This is a genomic window from Pseudomonas sp. SMSB3 (assembly GCF_052041965.1).
GTDB lineage: Bacteria > Pseudomonadota > Gammaproteobacteria > Pseudomonadales > Pseudomonadaceae > Aquipseudomonas.
Genome location: NZ_JBKGGV010000002.1, coordinates 352,477 through 369,958 on the forward strand (window position 1 = coordinate 352,477; position 17,482 = coordinate 369,958).

The 17,482-nt window shown below is 61.3% G+C and carries 15 protein-coding genes; 11 read left to right on the top strand and 4 right to left on the bottom strand.

Annotated features, from left to right (window positions below):
- Positions 1-14: 14 nt before the first annotated feature.
- Positions 15-2,528 (bottom strand): DNA translocase FtsK, encoded by a 2,514-nt coding sequence (locus ACLEJW_RS04905; RefSeq protein WP_178108325.1) that lies wholly within the window; start codon positions 2,526-2,528, stop codon positions 15-17.
- A gap of 362 nt (positions 2,529-2,890) precedes the next feature.
- Between ACLEJW_RS04905 and aat the strand changes: the two genes are divergently transcribed.
- The 3 genes from aat to infA all read left to right on the top strand — a co-directional run bounded on the left by aat (position 2,891) and on the right by infA (position 4,654).
- Positions 2,891-3,571 (top strand): leucyl/phenylalanyl-tRNA--protein transferase, encoded by a 681-nt coding sequence (gene aat / locus ACLEJW_RS04910; RefSeq protein ID WP_313455606.1) that lies wholly within the window; start codon positions 2,891-2,893, stop codon positions 3,569-3,571.
- A 55-nt stretch (positions 3,572-3,626) separates the two neighbouring features.
- The gene (locus tag ACLEJW_RS04915) at positions 3,627-4,334 is read left to right on the top strand and encodes an arginyltransferase (protein ID WP_145187395.1); all 708 of its coding nucleotides are present in this window, start codon (positions 3,627-3,629) and stop codon (positions 4,332-4,334) included.
- A 101-nt stretch (positions 4,335-4,435) separates the two neighbouring features.
- The gene (infA, locus tag ACLEJW_RS04920) at positions 4,436-4,654 is read left to right on the top strand and encodes a translation initiation factor IF-1 (protein WP_002553999.1); all 219 of its coding nucleotides are present in this window, start codon (positions 4,436-4,438) and stop codon (positions 4,652-4,654) included.
- 85 nt (positions 4,655-4,739) lie between these two features.
- Here the strand turns inward: infA and clpA are convergent, their stop codons facing one another.
- The gene (clpA, locus tag ACLEJW_RS04925) at positions 4,740-7,010 is read right to left on the bottom strand and encodes an ATP-dependent Clp protease ATP-binding subunit ClpA (RefSeq protein ID WP_145187398.1); all 2,271 of its coding nucleotides are present in this window, start codon (positions 7,008-7,010) and stop codon (positions 4,740-4,742) included.
- A 30-nt stretch (positions 7,011-7,040) separates the two neighbouring features.
- Positions 7,041-7,403, bottom strand: coding sequence for an ATP-dependent Clp protease adapter ClpS (clpS, locus tag ACLEJW_RS04930; RefSeq protein WP_003251220.1), 363 nt, complete (start codon positions 7,401-7,403; stop codon positions 7,041-7,043).
- Between the two features lie 231 nt (positions 7,404-7,634).
- Here clpS and cspD point away from each other — a divergent pair, with 231 nt between their 5' ends.
- Positions 7,635-7,895, top strand: coding sequence for a cold shock domain-containing protein CspD (gene cspD / locus ACLEJW_RS04935; protein ID WP_145187401.1), 261 nt, complete (start codon positions 7,635-7,637; stop codon positions 7,893-7,895).
- A gap of 67 nt (positions 7,896-7,962) precedes the next feature.
- On the opposite strand, the gene icd is transcribed toward cspD, so the two are convergent.
- Positions 7,963-9,219 (bottom strand): NADP-dependent isocitrate dehydrogenase, encoded by a 1,257-nt coding sequence (icd, locus tag ACLEJW_RS04940; protein WP_440777072.1) that lies wholly within the window; start codon positions 9,217-9,219, stop codon positions 7,963-7,965.
- A gap of 424 nt (positions 9,220-9,643) precedes the next feature.
- Between icd and ACLEJW_RS04945 the strand changes: the two genes are divergently transcribed.
- From ACLEJW_RS04945 to ACLEJW_RS04975, 7 genes are all read left to right on the top strand, one after another.
- Positions 9,644-11,869: an NADP-dependent isocitrate dehydrogenase gene (locus ACLEJW_RS04945; protein ID WP_440777073.1), complete on the top strand. Its 2,226-nt coding sequence runs from the start codon at positions 9,644-9,646 to the stop codon at positions 11,867-11,869.
- Between the two features lie 155 nt (positions 11,870-12,024).
- A complete protein-coding gene (locus ACLEJW_RS04950; RefSeq protein ID WP_145187411.1) occupies positions 12,025-12,465 on the top strand; it encodes an NUDIX hydrolase in 441 nt (146 codons plus the stop codon).
- Positions 12,466-12,525: 60 nt separating this feature from the next.
- A complete protein-coding gene (gene mnmA, locus ACLEJW_RS04955) occupies positions 12,526-13,650 on the top strand; it encodes a tRNA 2-thiouridine(34) synthase MnmA (protein ID WP_440777074.1) in 1,125 nt (374 codons plus the stop codon).
- A complete protein-coding gene (hflD, locus tag ACLEJW_RS04960; RefSeq protein ID WP_440777075.1) occupies positions 13,647-14,270 on the top strand; it encodes a high frequency lysogenization protein HflD in 624 nt (207 codons plus the stop codon). Before mnmA ends, hflD begins: the two co-directional genes overlap by 4 nt.
- Positions 14,271-14,374: 104 nt before the next feature.
- A complete protein-coding gene (gene purB / locus ACLEJW_RS04965) occupies positions 14,375-15,745 on the top strand; it encodes an adenylosuccinate lyase (protein WP_440777076.1) in 1,371 nt (456 codons plus the stop codon).
- Positions 15,746-15,826: 81 nt separating this feature from the next.
- Positions 15,827-16,993, top strand: coding sequence for a ribosomal protein uL16 3-hydroxylase (locus tag ACLEJW_RS04970; RefSeq protein WP_145187423.1), 1,167 nt, complete (start codon positions 15,827-15,829; stop codon positions 16,991-16,993).
- Positions 16,986-17,414, top strand: a complete 429-nt coding sequence (locus tag ACLEJW_RS04975; RefSeq protein WP_313303205.1) for a GNAT family N-acetyltransferase — start codon at positions 16,986-16,988, stop codon at positions 17,412-17,414. Before ACLEJW_RS04970 ends, ACLEJW_RS04975 begins: the two co-directional genes overlap by 8 nt.
- Positions 17,415-17,482: the final 68 nt, after the last annotated feature.

The window sequence follows — 17,482 nt, forward strand, 5'->3', positions numbered from 1 at the left end:
CCGGCAGGTATCGGTCAATCGCGCGGGCCACCAGGGGCAATCACTTCCCGCGAACCGTTGCTGTTCATTGGCGTTACCACGCCGGCCATTTCCATGGCTTCGATCATCCGCGCGGCGCGGTTGTAGCCGATCTTGAGCTTGCGCTGCACGGCCGAGATCGAGGCGCGACGGCTCTCTAGCACGAATTGCACGGCCTCATCATACAGGGCGTCGGTTTCGGAGTCGTCCCCGTCGCCACCACCGCTGCCACCTTCGAAGCCGCTGCCGGCCTCTTCGACGCCGTTGAGGATGTCATCGTTGTAGTCCGGGGCGCCGCGTTGCTTCCAGGCCTCGACCACACGGTGCACTTCGTCGTCGGAAACGAATGCACCGTGGACGCGAATCGGCAAGCTGGTACCCGGCGGCATGTACAGCATGTCGCCGTGACCGAGCAGCTGTTCGGCGCCGCCCTGGTCGATGATGGTTCGCGAGTCGATCTTGCTCGACACCTGGAACGCCATGCGAGTTGGAATGTTGGCCTTGATCAGGCCGGTGATCACGTCGACCGAGGGACGCTGGGTGGCGAGGATCAGGTGAATACCCGCGGCGCGCGCCTTCTGCGCGATGCGGGCGATCAGCTCTTCGACCTTCTTGCCGACGATCATCATCATGTCGGCGAATTCGTCGACCACCACGACGATGGTCGGCAGGGTTTTCAGCGCGGGCGGCTCATCGTCCATGCTTTCACGGCGGTACAGCGGGTCGTGGATGATCTCGCCGGCCTCCTGGGCATCCTTGACCTTGCGATTGAAGCCGGCCAGGTTACGCACGCCCATGGCCGCCATCAGCTTATAGCGGCGCTCCATCTCGGCGACGCTCCAGCGCAGGGCATTGGCGGCATCCTTCATGTCGGTGACCACCGGGCAAAGCAGATGCGGGATACCTTCATAGATCGACAGCTCGAGCATCTTCGGGTCGATCATGATCAGACGCGCGTCTTCCGGACTGGACTTGAACAAAATCGACAGGATCATCGCGTTGACCCCCACCGACTTGCCCGAACCCGTGGTACCGGCGACCAGCAAGTGCGGCATCTTGGCCAGATCGGTGATCACCGGCTTGCCGCCGATGTCATGCCCCAGCGCCAGGGTGACCGGGGATTTCTGCTCATCGTACTGCGGTGTGGCCAGCACTTCGGAAAAGCGCACCATCTGCCGGTTTTCGTTGGGAATCTCGATACCCACGGTGGTTTTGCCGGGGATAACCTCGACCACCCGCACACTGGTTACTGCCAACGAACGGGCAAGGTCCTTGGCCAGGTTGGCAATACGGCTGACCTTCACCCCTGCTGCCGGCTGGATTTCGTAGCGGGTGATCACCGGACCCGGGTGGATGGAGTCCACCGAAACCTCGACGCCGAATTCCTTGAGCTTGATTTCCAGCAGTTGGCCGACCCCGGCCAGCGATTCAGGCGAATACTCGATCTTCTTCTGCTCGGCCGGATCGAGAATGGTGATCGGCGGCAGGGTGCCTTCGACGGCGCTGTCAACGAACAGCGACGCTTGCTTTTCCTTCACGATTCGCTTGATCGGCTCGGGGGCACGTGCCGCCGAAGGTGGCACGATGGTCGGCGTCGGCGCCTTTGGCTGCTCGCGTGCGATCAACGCCTGGCGCGCCACCACAGGCTCACGGGCCAGGGTCGGCTCGCGCGGCGTGATCGGTTCGTCGTCGAAGGTTGGCTCGCGCGGCTCGACCGGCTGAGCGGTGGCTTCACGCTTGAAGATGCGCTCGCGCAAGGCCGGCTTGGCGGCAGGCTCGGGCTTCTCGGCAGCCTTTGGCGCCAGGTTGAAGACCGGTTCATCCACTTCGCGCAGCTGCGCTTCCAGGCGTTTGCGCTCGTTGCGCGCCTCCCACCAGCGGCTGGCCGCGCCCTGGACCAGCTCGAACAGGTCGAGGGTGATCTTGCCGGTCATGTCCATCACCTTGAACCACGACAGGTCGGTGAACACGGTCAGGCCGAACAGGAACAACGCAATGAACATCAGCGTGCTGCCCTGCACGTTCAGCAGGCTGCGGGCCAGGTCACCAAGGCTTTCGCCAAGCGCACCGCCTGCCGAAAACGGCAAGCTGGCAGGCGGATGGAAGTGGATATGCGCCAGCGCAGCGCCCGACAGCACGAGAAACACCAGGCCAATCAAACGCCAGGAGAACAGCCAGCCACTCCACTGCCAGGGCTGGTGCCGCTCACGGAAGATCTGCCAGGTCTTGATCGCCAACAGTAGCGGAAAAATGTAAGCGAAGTAGCCGAGCACCATGAACAAGACGTCGGCGAAATAAGCCCCGGCACGCCCGGCAGCGTTCTGCACCTGGTCGACGTTGCTGGTGTGGCTGAAGCCCGGGTCGGAAGTGTCGTAGGTCAGCAGTGCCATCCACAGGTACAGGCACAGGGCACCGACCGCGATCAGCGCACCCTCCTTCAGGCGATAGTGCAACTGCTGGCGCCACAGGGGCACTGGCAAAGGAGCTGGAGTTGCGGTGGATTTCTTCAAAACGCGTCTATTCCTGCGCGTGCTGCGCGTCCAGTAGAGCTCGGCCGGGACTCGGCCGTGGAACCACTACTTTTAACATTACTGCCCGCCAGCCGCCATCGCGGCACGCCGTATGGCGCTCGTAGGGTGGGCGACTTTCATAGGCTGCAATTTGAGCATGCATTTTCTTTCGTGACAAAGGCTTATGCTGTGTTTTTGCACAGGTGTGACAGCAAATGTCGCCGATGGTGCCAGGGGCTTGATGAATGTGTAGGAAATTGCCCAATTTGCTGCCAGCCCATGGCCCATGCCTCTGCCAGCATTGACCCCACCCACCCTGCACGCCATGCTGAGCACTCCCCTCCCCTAGCGCACCATAGACCATGCTCACCTGGCTGACCCGCGATTCGCTGACCTTCCCGCCTCTGGAAAAGGCCCTGCACGACCCCAACGGCCTGCTTGCTGCTGGCGGCGATTTGAGCCCTGAGCGCCTGGAGCAGGCTTATCGTCATGGCTGCTTTCCCTGGTACCAGGATGGCCAGCCGATCCTATGGTGGTCGCCGGACCCGCGTACCGTGCTGGTGCCCGATGAGCTGCACGTTTCACGGTCTTTGGCCAAATTGATGCGCCAAGGCCGCTACCAGGTGAGCTTCGACACAGACTTTGCAGCGGTCATCGATGCCTGCGCAGCACCTCGCGATTATGCCGACGGCACCTGGATCACCGACACCATGCGCGACGCTTACTGCGAACTGCATCGGCGCGGCATCGCCCATTCGGTCGAGGTGCGCGAAAACGGCACCTTGGTCGGCGGCTTGTACGGTCTGGCGATCGGCAAGCTGTTCTTCGGCGAGTCGATGTTCAGTCGCGCCGACAATGCCTCGAAGGTCGGCTTCGTGACGCTGGTCGAGCACCTGCGCCAGGCCGGCTTTGTGCTGATCGACTGCCAGATGCCAACCAACCACCTGCACAGCCTCGGCGCCCGCGCGATCAGCCGCGCTCGCTTCGCCGAGTACTTGGCTGCCCACCTTGACCAGCCCAGCAGCGCTAGCTGGGTTCGCTAGGCGAGTTCTGCCAGCTGGCATACACTTAAGGCAACGTCTCACCAAGGGGTCGATCATGACAGAGCTGGCGCGGTTGAAGTTCTATGCCACTCAGCCCCATTCCTGCAGCTACCTGCCGGACGAGCAGGCCACTACGCTGTTTCTCGATCCCAGCCAGCCAATGGACGTGCATGTGTATGCCGACCTTTCGGAAATGGGCTTTCGCCGCAGCGGCGATCATCTCTATCGCCCGCATTGCCAAAACTGCAATGCCTGCGTGCCGGCGCGCATCCCGGCGGCGCGGTTCATCCCCAACCGCCAACAGCGGCGCATTCTCAAGCGCAACGCCGACCTGACCGTCACGGCAGCGCGCCCGGCATTCACCGAAGAATACTTCGATCTCTACCGGCGCTACATCGAAACTCGGCACGCCGATGGCGACATGTACCCGCCAAGCCGCGATCAATTTTCCACCTTTCTGGTGCGCGACTTGCCGTTCTGCTGGTTCTACGAGTTTCGCTTCAACGGCCGGCTGCTGGCGATCGCGGTGTGCGACTTGCTCCCCAACGGATTATCAGCGGTGTACACCTTCTACGAACCCGACGAAGAGCGGCGCAGCCTGGGGCGCTATGCCATTCTCTGGCAGATCACCGAGGCCCTGCGCTTGGACCTGGAGGCGGTGTACCTGGGCTACTGGATCAAGAACTGCAAGAAAATGAACTACAAGACGCAGTATCGGCCTATCGAGTTGTTGATAAACCAGCGCTGGGTGACCCTGAACTGAAAGCATTGGCTTGACACACAGTTTTCCGGCATAATCCACGCCACTTTTTTGCCCGGTGCGGTTATGCGTCGGGCCAACACTGGATCCGAGGGCTCTACTGCATGTCGAAAGAAGACAGCTTCGAAATGGAAGGCACTGTCGTCGACACCCTGCCCAACACCATGTTCCGCGTGGAGTTGGAAAATGGGCACGTCGTAACCGCGCACATCTCCGGAAAGATGCGCAAGAACTACATCCGTATTCTCACTGGCGACAAGGTCCGCGTTGAATTGACGCCCTACGACCTGAGCAAAGGCCGCATCACCTACCGCGCGCGCTAAGCTTCAGCCATGAAAAAGCCCGGCAAATGCCGGGCTTTTTTGTGCCTGTGAGGCTATCGGGGGCTGCATAGCGCGCCCCCGACGATTACGCCACCTCGGCCGTGGTCTCGAAGTCGAACACCAGTTCGCCATCGCGCAGGTCGACGTGTACCACGCCGCCATGCTCGGCCAGCTCGCCAAACAGGATTTCCTCGGCCAATGGCCGTTTGATCTTGTCCTGGATGAGCCGACCCATCGGCCGTGCACCCATCTGCACATCGTAACCCGACGCTGCCAACCAGCCGCGCGCAGCATCGCTGACTTCCAGAAGCACACGCTTGTCTTCCAACTGCGCCTGCAGCTCGATGAGGAACTTATCGACGATACTTTTGATCGTCTCGTGGCTCAAGCGGCCGAACTGGATGATGGTGTCCAGGCGGTTGCGGAACTCCGGCGTGAAGCTCTTGCGAATGACTTCCATGGCATCGGAGGCATGATCCTGATGGGTGAAGCCGATCGAGGCCCGCGCAGCGGTTTCAGCGCCGGCGTTGGTGGTCATGATCAAAATCACGTTACGGAAATCAGCCTTGCGCCCGTTGTTGTCGGTCAGGGTCCCATGGTCCATCACCTGCAGCAGCAGGTTGAACACTTCAGGGTGAGCCTTCTCGATTTCATCGAGCAGCAGCACGCAGTGCGGTTGCTTGGTGATGGCCTCGGTCAACAATCCCCCCTGGTCGAAACCGACATAGCCAGGCGGCGCACCGATCAAGCGCGACACGGTATGGCGTTCCATGTACTCGGACATGTCGAAGCGCACCAGTTCCACACCCAGCGCCTTGGCCAACTGCCGGGCTGCCTCGGTCTTGCCGACGCCGGTCGGGCCTGCAAAGAGGAACGACCCCACCGGCTTGTCCGGTGATTTGAGGCCCGCGCGGGACAGCTTGATCGCAGTCGCCAGCGAGTCGATCGCCGCATCCTGGCCGAACACCGTCAGCTTGAGGTCGCGCTCGAGGTTGCGCAGCAGCTCCTTGTCGGAGCTGGTGACATGCTTGGGTGGAATACGCGCAATCTTCGCGACGATGTCCTCAACCTGCGGCACATCGATACGCTTGACGCGATTGGCTTCCGGCTGCAGGCGCTGATAGGCACCTGCTTCGTCGATCACATCAATGGCCTTGTCTGGCATGTGCCGATCATTGATGTACCGAGAGGCAAGCTCAGCAGCGGCGCGCAGGGCTTCGTCGCTGTACTCGATGTTATGGTGGCTTTCAAAGCGACCCTTCAACCCGCGCAGGATCCCGACAGTGTCTTCAACTGACGGCTCACTGACATCGACCTTCTGGAAGCGCCGCGCCAGCGCGCGGTCTTTTTCGAAGATGCCGCGGAACTCCTGGAACGTGGTCGAGCCAATGCAGCGTATTTCGCCAGACGACAGCAGCGGTTTGAGCAGATTGGAAGCGTCCATCACTCCGCCCGATGCCGCGCCTGCGCCGATGATGGTGTGGATTTCATCGATGAACAGAATGGCCTGCGGGCGCTTGCGCAGCTCGCCAAGCAGCGCCTTGAAGCGCTTCTCGAAATCGCCGCGGTATTTGGTGCCGGCCAACAGCGCGCCCAGGTCAAGGGAATACACCACGCTCTGGGCCAGCAGATCAGGCACCTGACCGTCGACGATACGCTTGGCCAGACCCTCGGCGATGGCAGTCTTGCCGACACCGGCCTCCCCGACCAGCAGCGGGTTGTTCTTGCGGCGCCGCGCGAGGATCTGCGCCACGCGCTCGACCTCCTGCTCACGGCCGACCAACGGATCGATGCGGCCGGCGCGTGCCAGTTCGTTCAGGTTGCTGGCGTAAGCGTCCAAGGGGTTGCTCGAGGAAGAAGTCTCGCCACCTTCTTCGTCCTGCATTTCCTGATCGCTCTCGGCATTGGAGCCGTGACCGGGCACTTTCGAGATGCCGTGGGCGATGTAGTTGACCACATCGATACGGGCCACGCTTTGCTGCTTGAGCAGGAAAACCGCCTGGCTTTCCTGCTCGCTGAAGATCGCCACCAGCACATTGGCGCCGGTGACTTCGCGCTTGCCGGAGCTCTGCACATGGAAAACGGCACGCTGCAGCACCCGCTGGAAGCCCAGGGTGGGCTGGGTTTCGCGGTCTTCGTCGTTGACAGGGATCAGCGGCGTGGTGGAGTCGATGAACTCTTGCAGGTCGTGCTTGAGTTTGTCGAGATTAGCGCCACAGGCGCGCAGAACGGTCGCGGCAGCCTCATTGTCCAGGAGTGCCAACAGCAGATGTTCGACGGTCATGAATTCATGACGCTTCGAACGGGCCTCCTTGAAGGCAAGATTGAGGGTGACTTCGAGCTCGCGGTTTAACATAGCTTCACCTCATACCCAAGTGGTCGGCGATTAACCGTCCTTCTCGATTTCACAGAGTAGCGGATGCTGGCTTTCCCTGGCGTATTGGTTGACCTGCATGGCCTTCGTTTCGGCGATGTCACGGGTAAACAATCCGCACACTGCCCGCCCCTCGGTATGGACGGTCAGCATGATCTTGGTCGCCAGCTCGCGGTTCAGACTGAAGAACGTTTCGAGCACTTCGACGACGAAATCCATCGGCGTGTAGTCATCGTTGAATAAAACCACCTTGTACATCGGTGGCGCCTGCAGGATCGGCTTGGCTTCCTGTACCGCAAGCCCTGAGCCGTCGTCCTCATTCGATTGCGGGCGATCCTGATTGAATGTTAGTCGAATCTCGCTGGGTGCATGCATGGAAAGAATTTCATCATGAGCGACAGGTTAAGGTTGTGGGTTGACTGCATACGCGGCCGCTGGCGCACGCGCCACCTGACCTTGACTATCGGCAAAACGGTGTTACAACCAATAAGAACCCACCGTGGGCGATAAAGATCCGCGCAGTCAACCAGATTTTTTCGCATGGTTCGTATGCGGATGACGTGGATGATACTCCAGTGATGGAGTCCTTTGCAGAGGGACATAGGGATGGCAAGCGGTAAAGTCAAGTGGTTCAACAATGCCAAGGGCTATGGATTCGTCAACGAAGAGGGCAAATCCGAAGACCTGTTCGCCCACTACTCGGCGGTTCAAATGGACGGATACAAGACGCTCAAAGCCGGTCAGAGCGTGATCTTCGATCTGGTCCAGGGACCCAAGGGCATGCACGCGGTGAACATCAGGGACGCCGCCACGGTCGCCGCCGCCAGTGCCGTTGGCCACTCCGAAGGCGAAGCCGTGCAAGCCTGATCGAGCCCTCTCTGCCGGGTGTCGAACGACCGGCCGCCTGTCTAGCCAAGCGGCCGGTTTCGTCTGCCTACATGTGCTTGATCATTTCCTCGCCAAAGCCGGAACTGCTCACCAATTGCGCGCCTTCCATCAGGCGTTCGAAATCATATGTCACAGTTTTAGCGGCAATCGCGCCGTTGGTTCCTTTGATGATCAGGTCAGCTGCCTCTGTCCAGCCCATGTGACGCAGCATCATTTCCGCCGACAGGATGACCGAACCCGGGTTGACCTTGTCCTGCCCGGCGTATTTGGGCGCGGTGCCGTGAGTGGCTTCGAACATGGCCACGGTATCCGACAAGTTGGCGCCTGGCGCGATGCCGATCCCGCCCACTTCTGCCGCCAGGGCGTCGGAGAGGTAATCACCATTGAGGTTGAGCGTCGCGATCACGTCGTACTCGGCCGGGCGCAGCAGGATCTGCTGGAGCATGGCATCGGCAATGGCGTCCTTCACCACCACTTCACGGCCGCTCTTGGGATTGCTGAACGTCATCCATGGCCCGCCGTCGAGCAACTGCGCGCCGAATTCATCACGCGCCACTTCGTAGCCCCAGTCCTTGAAGGCGCCTTCAGTGAATTTCATGATGTTGCCCTTGTGCACCAGGGTCAGCGACTCGCGGTCGTTGTCGACCACGTACTGCAGGGCCTTGCGCACCAGGCGCTTGGTGCCCTCGCGCGACACGGGCTTGACGCCGATGCCGCAGTCCTGGTCGAAGCGGATCTTGGTAACGCCCATTTCTTCCTTGAGAAACTTGATGACTTTGTCAGCTTCAGGCGAGCCTGCCTTCCATTCGATGCCGGCGTAGATATCCTCGGAGTTTTCGCGAAAGATCACCATGTCCACATCGCCCGGGCGCTTGACCGGGCTTGGCACACCTTCGAACCAGAGCACCGGGCGCAGGCATACGTACAGGTCCAGTTGCTGACGCAGGGCCACGTTCAGCGAGCGTATACCGCCGCCTACCGGCGTGGTCAGGGGCCCTTTGATCGAAACCACGTACTCCTTGACTGCATCCAGGGTTTCCTGGGGCAACCAGGTATCCTGGTCGTACACCTGGGTCGCTTTCTCGCCGGCATAGACCTCCATCCAGGCGATCTTGCGCTTGCCGGCGTAAGCCTTGCGAACGGCGGCATCGACCACCTTGATCATCACTGGCGAAACATCGACGCCGATTCCGTCACCTTCTATATAGGGAATGATCGGGTTGTCAGGCACGTTGAGCGAATGGTCGGCATTGACGGTGATCTTCGCCCCGTCGGTCGGCACCTGAATTTTCTGGTATCCCATGCTTGCACTACTCCGCTGTCGGATGTGATTGGACATCATGCGATCCAATGAGCCTAAACCACATCCGCCCACCTGCAAGCGCTGCGGCAATACACCACATTGCGGCTACGTCTTTGGTCTTATAAATGGCGCCGATGTCACTTCGCCTTGCTGAATTGCCTGATGGGTTTGATATACTGCGCCGCGACCGAAGGGTCATCGGGGCGAATCCCAGGAAATGCGGACCGCCCTCGGCCATCGAGGCACGACGCCTGGCCACCCAGCCTGGGCTGTTACCGCAGCTCGGCACTTGACGCTCGACTGATGCATCCACCATCACAGCTCGCAGCCTCTCGACTTTCCGCTCATGGCATTGCCAGGGCGATGCGCCTACCCTGCGCACCACGAGACTCGAGCACGCTCAGCACACAGAGAGTTAACCCGCATGCCCACCCGTTCCAAGATCATCTATACCTTCACCGACGAAGCCCCTGCCCTCGCCACTTACTCGCTGCTGCCGATCATCGAGGCGTTCACCGCTTCGGCTGACATCGCCGTCGAAACTCGCGACATCTCCCTGGCTGGCCGTATCCTTGCCGCCTTCCCGGAGCAACTGGGCGCTGAGAAGCAAGTAGGCGATCACCTGGCGGAACTGGGTCAGCTGGCTACCACCCCTGAAGCCAACATCATCAAGCTGCCGAACATCAGCGCCTCGGTGCCGCAGCTCAAGGCCGCGATCAAGGAACTGCAAGGCAAGGGCTTCAACATCCCTGATTACGCCGACGAGCCGTCCACCGAAGCCGAGAAAGAATCGCGCTCCCGCTATGACCGCATCAAGGGTTCGGCCGTGAACCCGGTACTGCGGGAAGGCAACTCCGACCGCCGTGCGCCGCTGTCGGTCAAGAACTACGCCCGCAAACACCCGCACAAAATGGGCGCCTGGGCAGCCGACTCCAAATCCCACGTTGCCCACATGAGCAGCGGCGACTTCTACGGCAGCGAAAAAGCTGCCCTGATCGAGGCCGACGACAGCCTGCGCATCGAGCTGGTCGGCAACGATGGCACCACCACCGTGCTCAAGGCCAAGACCGCGGTCAAGGCCGCTGAAATCGTCGATTGCGCCACCATGAGCCGCAAAGCGCTGAAGGCCTTCATCGGCGAGCAGATCGCCGACGCCAAGGCATCCGGCGTGCTGCTGTCGGTACACTTGAAAGCTACCATGATGAAGGTTTCCGACCCGATCATGTTCGGCGTCATCGTCGAAGCCTTCTACGACGCCGTGCTGGCCAAGCACGCCGCCGCGCTGGCCGAAGTCGGCTTCAACGCCAACAACGGTATCGGTGACCTGTACGCCCGCATCAAGGACCTGCCAGCCGACAAGCAGGCCGAGATCGAAGCCGACATCCAGGCCCTGTACGCCGAGCGTCCAGCCCTGGCGATGGTCAACTCCGACAAGGGCATCACCAACCTGCACGTGCCAAGCGACGTCATCGTCGACGCCTCGATGCCGGCGATGATCCGTGATTCGGGCAAGATGTGGAACAGCGCTGGCGAACTGCAGGATGCCAAGGCGATCATCCCGGATCGCTGCTACGCCGGCATCTACCAGGCCACCATCGAAGACTGCAAGGCCAATGGTGCCTTCGATCCGACCACCATGGGCAGCGTGCCGAACGTTGGCCTGATGGCGCAGAAGGCCGAAGAGTACGGCTCCCACGACAAGACCTTCCAGATCCAGACCGACGGCGTGGTCCGCGTGGTCGATGGCAAAGGCAAGGTCGTGCTCGAGCAGCAGGTCGAAGCCGGTGACATCTTCCGCATGTGCCAGACCAAAGACGCCCCGATTCAGGACTGGGTCAAGCTGGCAGTCAACCGTGCTCGCCTGAGCGACACGCCGGCCGTGTTCTGGCTGGACCCAGCCCGCGCCCATGACGGCGTGATGATCGAGAAGGTGCAGAAGTACCTCAAGGATCACGACACCAGCGGTCTGGATATCCGTGTCCTGGCGCCGGTCGAGGCCATCAAGTTCTCCCTGGCCCGTATCCGCGAAGGCAAGGACACCATCTCGGTGACCGGCAACGTGCTGCGCGACTACCTGACCGACCTGTTCCCGATCATGGAGCTGGGTACCAGCGCCAAGATGCTGTCGATCGTGCCACTGATGAACGGCGGCGGGCTGTTCGAGACCGGTGCTGGTGGTTCAGCGCCCAAGCACGTGCAGCAGTTGGTGGAAGAGAACTTCCTGCGCTGGGATTCGCTGGGTGAGTTCCTCGCCCTGGCAGCTTCCCTGGAGCACCTGGGCAACACCTATGACAACCCGCGCGCCAAGGTCCTGGCCAATACCCTGGATCAGGCTACCGGCAAGTTCCTCGACACCAACAAGTCGCCATCGCGCAAAGTCGGTGGTATCGACAACCGCGGCAGCCACTTCTACCTGACCCTGTACTGGGCCCAGGCCCTGGCTGCACAAACTGACGATGCCGCCCTGCAGGCGCGCTTCGCACCACTGGCCAAGACCCTGAGCGAGAACGAGGACACCATCGTCGCCGAGCTCAACGCGGTCCAGGGCAAGCCGGCCGATATCGGTGGCTACTACGCCCCGGATGCCGAGCTGACCGCCAAGGTGATGCGCCCAAGCCATACCCTCAACAGCGCCATCGCTGCGCTGTAAGGCTCGCTTGAAGTAACCGCCCAGACCCCGGCCACGCACCGGGGTTTGTGCTTTTTCAAGCGGCAACTTTCACGCGGCACGCTACAAGTGAAGGCGCTCCGGCTGCAGCTGGATCCGACTACTTGCAGCTTGCAGCCAATCAGGAGCGATCTACCGTGTCTTGGCATCCGCACATTACCGTCGCCACCATTGTGGAGGACGAAGGCAAATTTCTCTTCGTCGAAGAATTCAAAGCTGGCCAGCATGTGTTCAACCAGCCCGCTGGCCACCTCGAACCCAACGAAACCATTGCCCAAGCCGCATTGCGTGAGACCCTCGAAGAAACAGCCTGGGAAGTGCAGCTCAGCGGTGTGGTCGGCATCTATTTGTATACCGCTCCGAGCAACGGCGTGACCTACCAGCGCATCTGCTTCGCCGCACGGCCGGTACGTCACCACCACGACCTCGCGCTGGACAGCGACATCGTCCGCGCCGTCTGGCTGACCCGCGAAGAACTGCTGGCAGACCCTGCCCGCTGGCGCAGCGAGCTGGTGCCGCGCTGTCTGGACGATTACCTCAACGGCCCGCTGCACAGCCTCGACCTGCTGCGCGACTGACGCGGCGCTGCGGGTTTGATAGACTCGGCGCTTTTCCCCCTTAGATACACACCGGTAACCATGACCAGCCCAGCACTCAAAGACCCCGCCAAGACCCGCGTCATCGTCGGCATGTCCGGCGGCGTGGACTCTTCCGTCTCCGCCCTCTTGCTCATCGAGCAGGGCTACCAGGTGGAAGGGCTGTTCATGAAGAACTGGGAAGAAGACGACGGCACCGAATATTGCACCGCCCGCGAAGACCTGGCCGATGCCCAGGCTGTCTGTGACCGCATCGGCATCAAGCTGCACACCGCCAACTTCGCCGCCGAGTACTGGGACAATGTGTTCGAGCACTTCCTTGAAGAATACAAGGCAGGTCGCACGCCGAACCCGGACATCCTGTGCAATCGGGAGATCAAGTTCAAAGCCTTTCTCGACTATGCCCTGTCCCTGGGCGCCGACTTGATCGCTACCGGCCATTACGTGCGCCGCCGCGATACCGGCACGCTCACCGAGTTGCTCAAGGGCCTGGACCCGAACAAGGACCAGAGCTACTTCCTGCATGCCGTTGGCGGTGCCGAAATCGCCCGCACGCTGTTCCCGGTCGGTGAACTGGAAAAGCCCGAAGTGCGCGCCATTGCCGAAAAACACGGTTTGGCCACTGCCAAGAAAAAGGATTCCACCGGCATCTGCTTCATTGGCGAGCGGCGTTTCAGCGATTTTCTCAAGCAATACCTGCCCGCCCAGCCCGGCGACATCGAAACCACCGACGGTGAAGTGATCGGCCGCCATCATGGCCTGATGTACCACACCATTGGCCAGCGCCAAGGCCTGGGCATCGGCGGGCTCAAGGATGCCAGCGACGAGCCTTGGTATGTGCTGCACAAGGACCTGACCCGCAATGTGCTGGTGGTGGGCCAGGGCAACGAGCACCCATGGTTGTTCTCCCGCGCCCTGCTCGCCTCGGAAATCTTTTGGGTCAACCCCATCGACCTGAGCCGCCCGCGCCAGCTGACGGCCAAGGTTCGGTATCGCCAGGGCGATCAGTCCTGCACCTTGGAGCGTACCGAAACCGGCTACCGCGCCGTCTTCGATGAACCGCAGCGCGCGGTGACCCCGGGCCAGTCGGTGGTGTTCTATGAGGGCGAAGTGTGCCTGGGTGGCGGTGTGATCGAAACCGCAGAGCCATGGAGCCCGCGCGCATGAGCACGCTGCAGGAGCAACTGACTGCCCTGGGCGGCGTCTTCCAAGCCGCTGTACTGGTCGATCGCATCGCCCGCACCGGGCAGGCCAGCGAGGCGGACATAGGCTGCATGCTCGGCAGCCTGCTGGTGCGCGACCCCAAGGACACGCTGGAGGTGTTTGGCGGCGACGACCTCAACCTGCGCGATGGCTACCGCGCCCTGGTCGGCGCCCTGGAGCGCGATCCGAGCAGCCTGCAGCGCGAACCACTGCGTTATGCCCTGTCGATGCTGGGCTTGGAGCGCCAGCTGCACAAACGCGGCGACCTGCTCGACACCATCGCTAATCGCCTGCCACAGATCCAGTCCCAGGCCGATCATTTCGGCCTGGTGCACGAGAACGTCATCGCATCGGCCGGCGGGCTGTATCAGGATACCTTGAGCACGCTGCGCCAACGTATTCAGGTTCACGGCGACATGCGTTTTCTCCAGCAGCCGAGCAATGCTTCAAAGATCCGCGCCCTGCTCCTGGCCGGTATCCGCGCCGCCCGCCTGTGGCGTCAACTGGGCGGACATCGCTGGCAGCTGGTGTTCAGCCGCCGCAAGCTGCTCAACGAGCTTTATGACATGATGCGTCAGGGCTGAGGGAAGCGGCGAGCTGCAAGCTTGCAGCTTGAGCTTCCCCCTCCCAGCCACTTTTTCATGTATGATATGCGCCCTCCAAAAGCCTGACTGTCCGAGAACACCCCATGCAGCTTTCTTCGCTCACTGCGGTTTCCCCTGTAGACGGCCGTTACGCCGGCAAAACCCAGGCCTTGCGCCCCATTTTCAGCGAATTCGGCCTGATCCGATTCCGCGCCCTGGTGGAGGTGCGCTGGTTGCAGCGTCTGGCCGCGCACCCGCAGATCGGCGAAGTGCCGGCGTTCTCCGCCGAAGCCAACGCCGTGCTGGACAGCCTGGCCAACGACTTCAAGCTTGAGCACGCCGAACGCGTCAAGGAAATCGAGCGCACCACCAACCACGACGTCAAGGCTATCGAGTACCTGCTCAAAGAACAGGCCGCTCAACTGCCAGAACTGGCCAAGGTGAGCGAATTCATCCACTTCGCCTGCACCAGCGAAGACATCAACAACCTCTCTCACGCCCTGATGCTGCGCGCCGGCCGTGATGACGTGCTGCTGCCGCTGATGCGCCAGATTGCCGAGGCCATCCGCGCCCTGGCCCACGCCCACGCCGACGTGCCAATGCTGTCGCGCACCCACGGTCAGCCGGCTTCACCGACCACTTTGGGCAAAGAGCTGGCCAACGTGGTGTACCGCCTGGAGCGTCAGATCGCCCAAGTCGCCGCCGTGCCGCTGCTGGGCAAGATCAACGGCGCCGTGGGCAACTACAACGCCCACCTGTCCGCCTATTCGCAGATCGACTGGGAGCAGAACGCCCGCGCCTTCATCGAAGACGAGCTGGGCCTGCAGTTCAACCCCTACACCACACAGATCGAGCCGCACGATTTCATCGCCGAGCTGTTCGACGCGATCGCCCGCTTCAACACCATTCTCATCGACTTCGACCGCGACGTCTGGGGTTACATTTCGCTGGGCTACTTCAAGCAGAAGACCGTGGCGGGTGAAATCGGCTCCTCGACCATGCCGCACAAGGTCAACCCGATCGACTTCGAAAACTCCGAAGGCAACCTGGGGATCGCCAACGCGCTGTTCCAGCACTTGGCCAGCAAACTGCCGATCTCGCGCTGGCAGCGCGACCTGACCGACTCTACGGTCTTGCGCAACCTCGGCGTGGGCTTTGCTCACAGCGTCATCGCCTACGAGGCCAGCCTCAAGGGGATTGGCAAGCTTGAAGTCAACCAGGCGCGCATCGCCGCCGACCTGGACGCCTGCTGGGAGGTGCTCGCCGAGCCGATCCAGACCGTCATGCGTCGCTTCAACATCGAGAACCCGTACGAGAAGCTCAAGGAGCTGACCCGCGGCAAAGGCATCACGCCCGAGGCACTGTTGACCTTCATCGATGGCCTCGAGATGCCCGCCGAGGCCAAGGCTGAATTGAAGTTGCTGACTCCCGCTACCTACATCGGTAATGCGGCAGCGCAGGCCAAGCGCGTCTAAGCGCAGCGCCTCGCTCAACGCCCGGCCTAGCCGGGCGTTTTTATTCCCGGACAAAAATTACGTTTTATCAATAGGTTGAACATGAATCCTGATACTCCACTGCAGCTGCTCGGCGGCATTTCGGCCCGCGAATTCATGCGCGACTACTGGCAAAAGAAGCCACTGCTGGTGCGCCAGGCCTTCCCGGACTTCGAAAGCCCGATCGACCCGGACGAACTGGCAGGCCTGGCGCTGGAAGAAGAAGTCGAGTCGCGCATCGTGCTCGAGCACGGCGCCCATCCATGGGAGCTGCGCCGCGGCCCGTTCACTGAAGAAACCTTCGCCGAACTGCCGGAAAAAGACTGGACCTTGCTGGTTCAGGCGGTCGACCAATTCGTCCCGGAAGTCGCGCAGCTGCTGGAGCATTTCCGCTTTCTGCCGAGCTGGCGTATCGATGATGTGATGATCAGCTTCGCCACGCCGGGCGGCAGCGTCGGTCCGCACTTCGACAACTACGATGTATTCCTGCTTCAAGGCCATGGTGAGCGCAACTGGAAAGTGGGTCAGATGTGCAACAGCGACAGCGCGCTGCTCGAGCATGCCGACCTGCGTATCCTGGCTGATTTCGAACAGACCGGCGAGTGGACCCTGGAGCCCGGCGACATGCTCTACCTGCCGCCACGTCTGGCTCACTACGGCGTTGCGGTCGACAACTGCCTGACGTATTCGGTTGGCTTCCGCGCCCCGAGCGCCGCGGAAGTGTTGACTCACTTCACCGACTTCCTCGGCCAGTTCCTGCCCGATGAAGAGCGCTACAGCGACGCCGACGCACAGCCCGTCAGCGACCCGCACCAGATTCAGCACGAAGCGCTGGATCGTCTGAAAGCGTTGATGGACAAGCACATGGGCGACAAGGACCTGCTGCTCACCTGGTTTGGCCAGTTCATGACCGAACCGCGCTATCCCGAGCAAGTGGTGGGCGACGACTTGAGCGAAGACGAGCTGATCGACGCCCTGGAAGACGGCGCCATCCTGATCCGCAATCCGGCCGCGCGCCTGGCCTGGTCCGAACTGAACGACGACCTCATGCTGTTCGCCAGTGGTCGCAGCTGCCCACTGCCGGCCAAGTTGCGGGACCTGTTGAAACTGGTGTGCTCGGCCGACGCGTTACACATCGACAACCTTGAGCAATGGCTGCAGGATGAAGATGGCCTTATGCTGGTACAACAGTTGATCAAACAAGGAAGCCTGGGATTCGCCAATGAATAAGATTCGTGTCCGCCTTGCCGACTGGCACAAGGACAACGCCGACATCCGCCGCATCCGCGAGACCGTGTTCATCGCCGAGCAGCATGTGCCGCCGGAGCTTGAATGGGACTCGGATGATCCGGGCGCTGCGCATTTCCTGGCCCTGGAAGGCGATTACCCGATTGGCACGGCTCGCCTGCTGCCCGACGGCACCATTGGCCGAGTCTCGGTGCTCAAGGATTGGCGCGGCCTCAAGGTAGGCGACGCGTTGATGAACGCGGTGATCGAAGAAGCGCAGAATCGTGATCTGAGCCAACAGACGCTCAGTGCTCAGGTTCACGCGACGCCGTTCTACGAGCGCCTGGGCTTTCGTGTCATCAGTGAGGAATTCCTCGAGGCAGGCATTCCCCACGTCGACATGGTGCGCGATTCACGCGCCTGATCCGGCAGTGCGTCGCTCCCCCAGCGGGAGCGCGCAACTGCAAGCAACATAAAACTGTACATCCATAC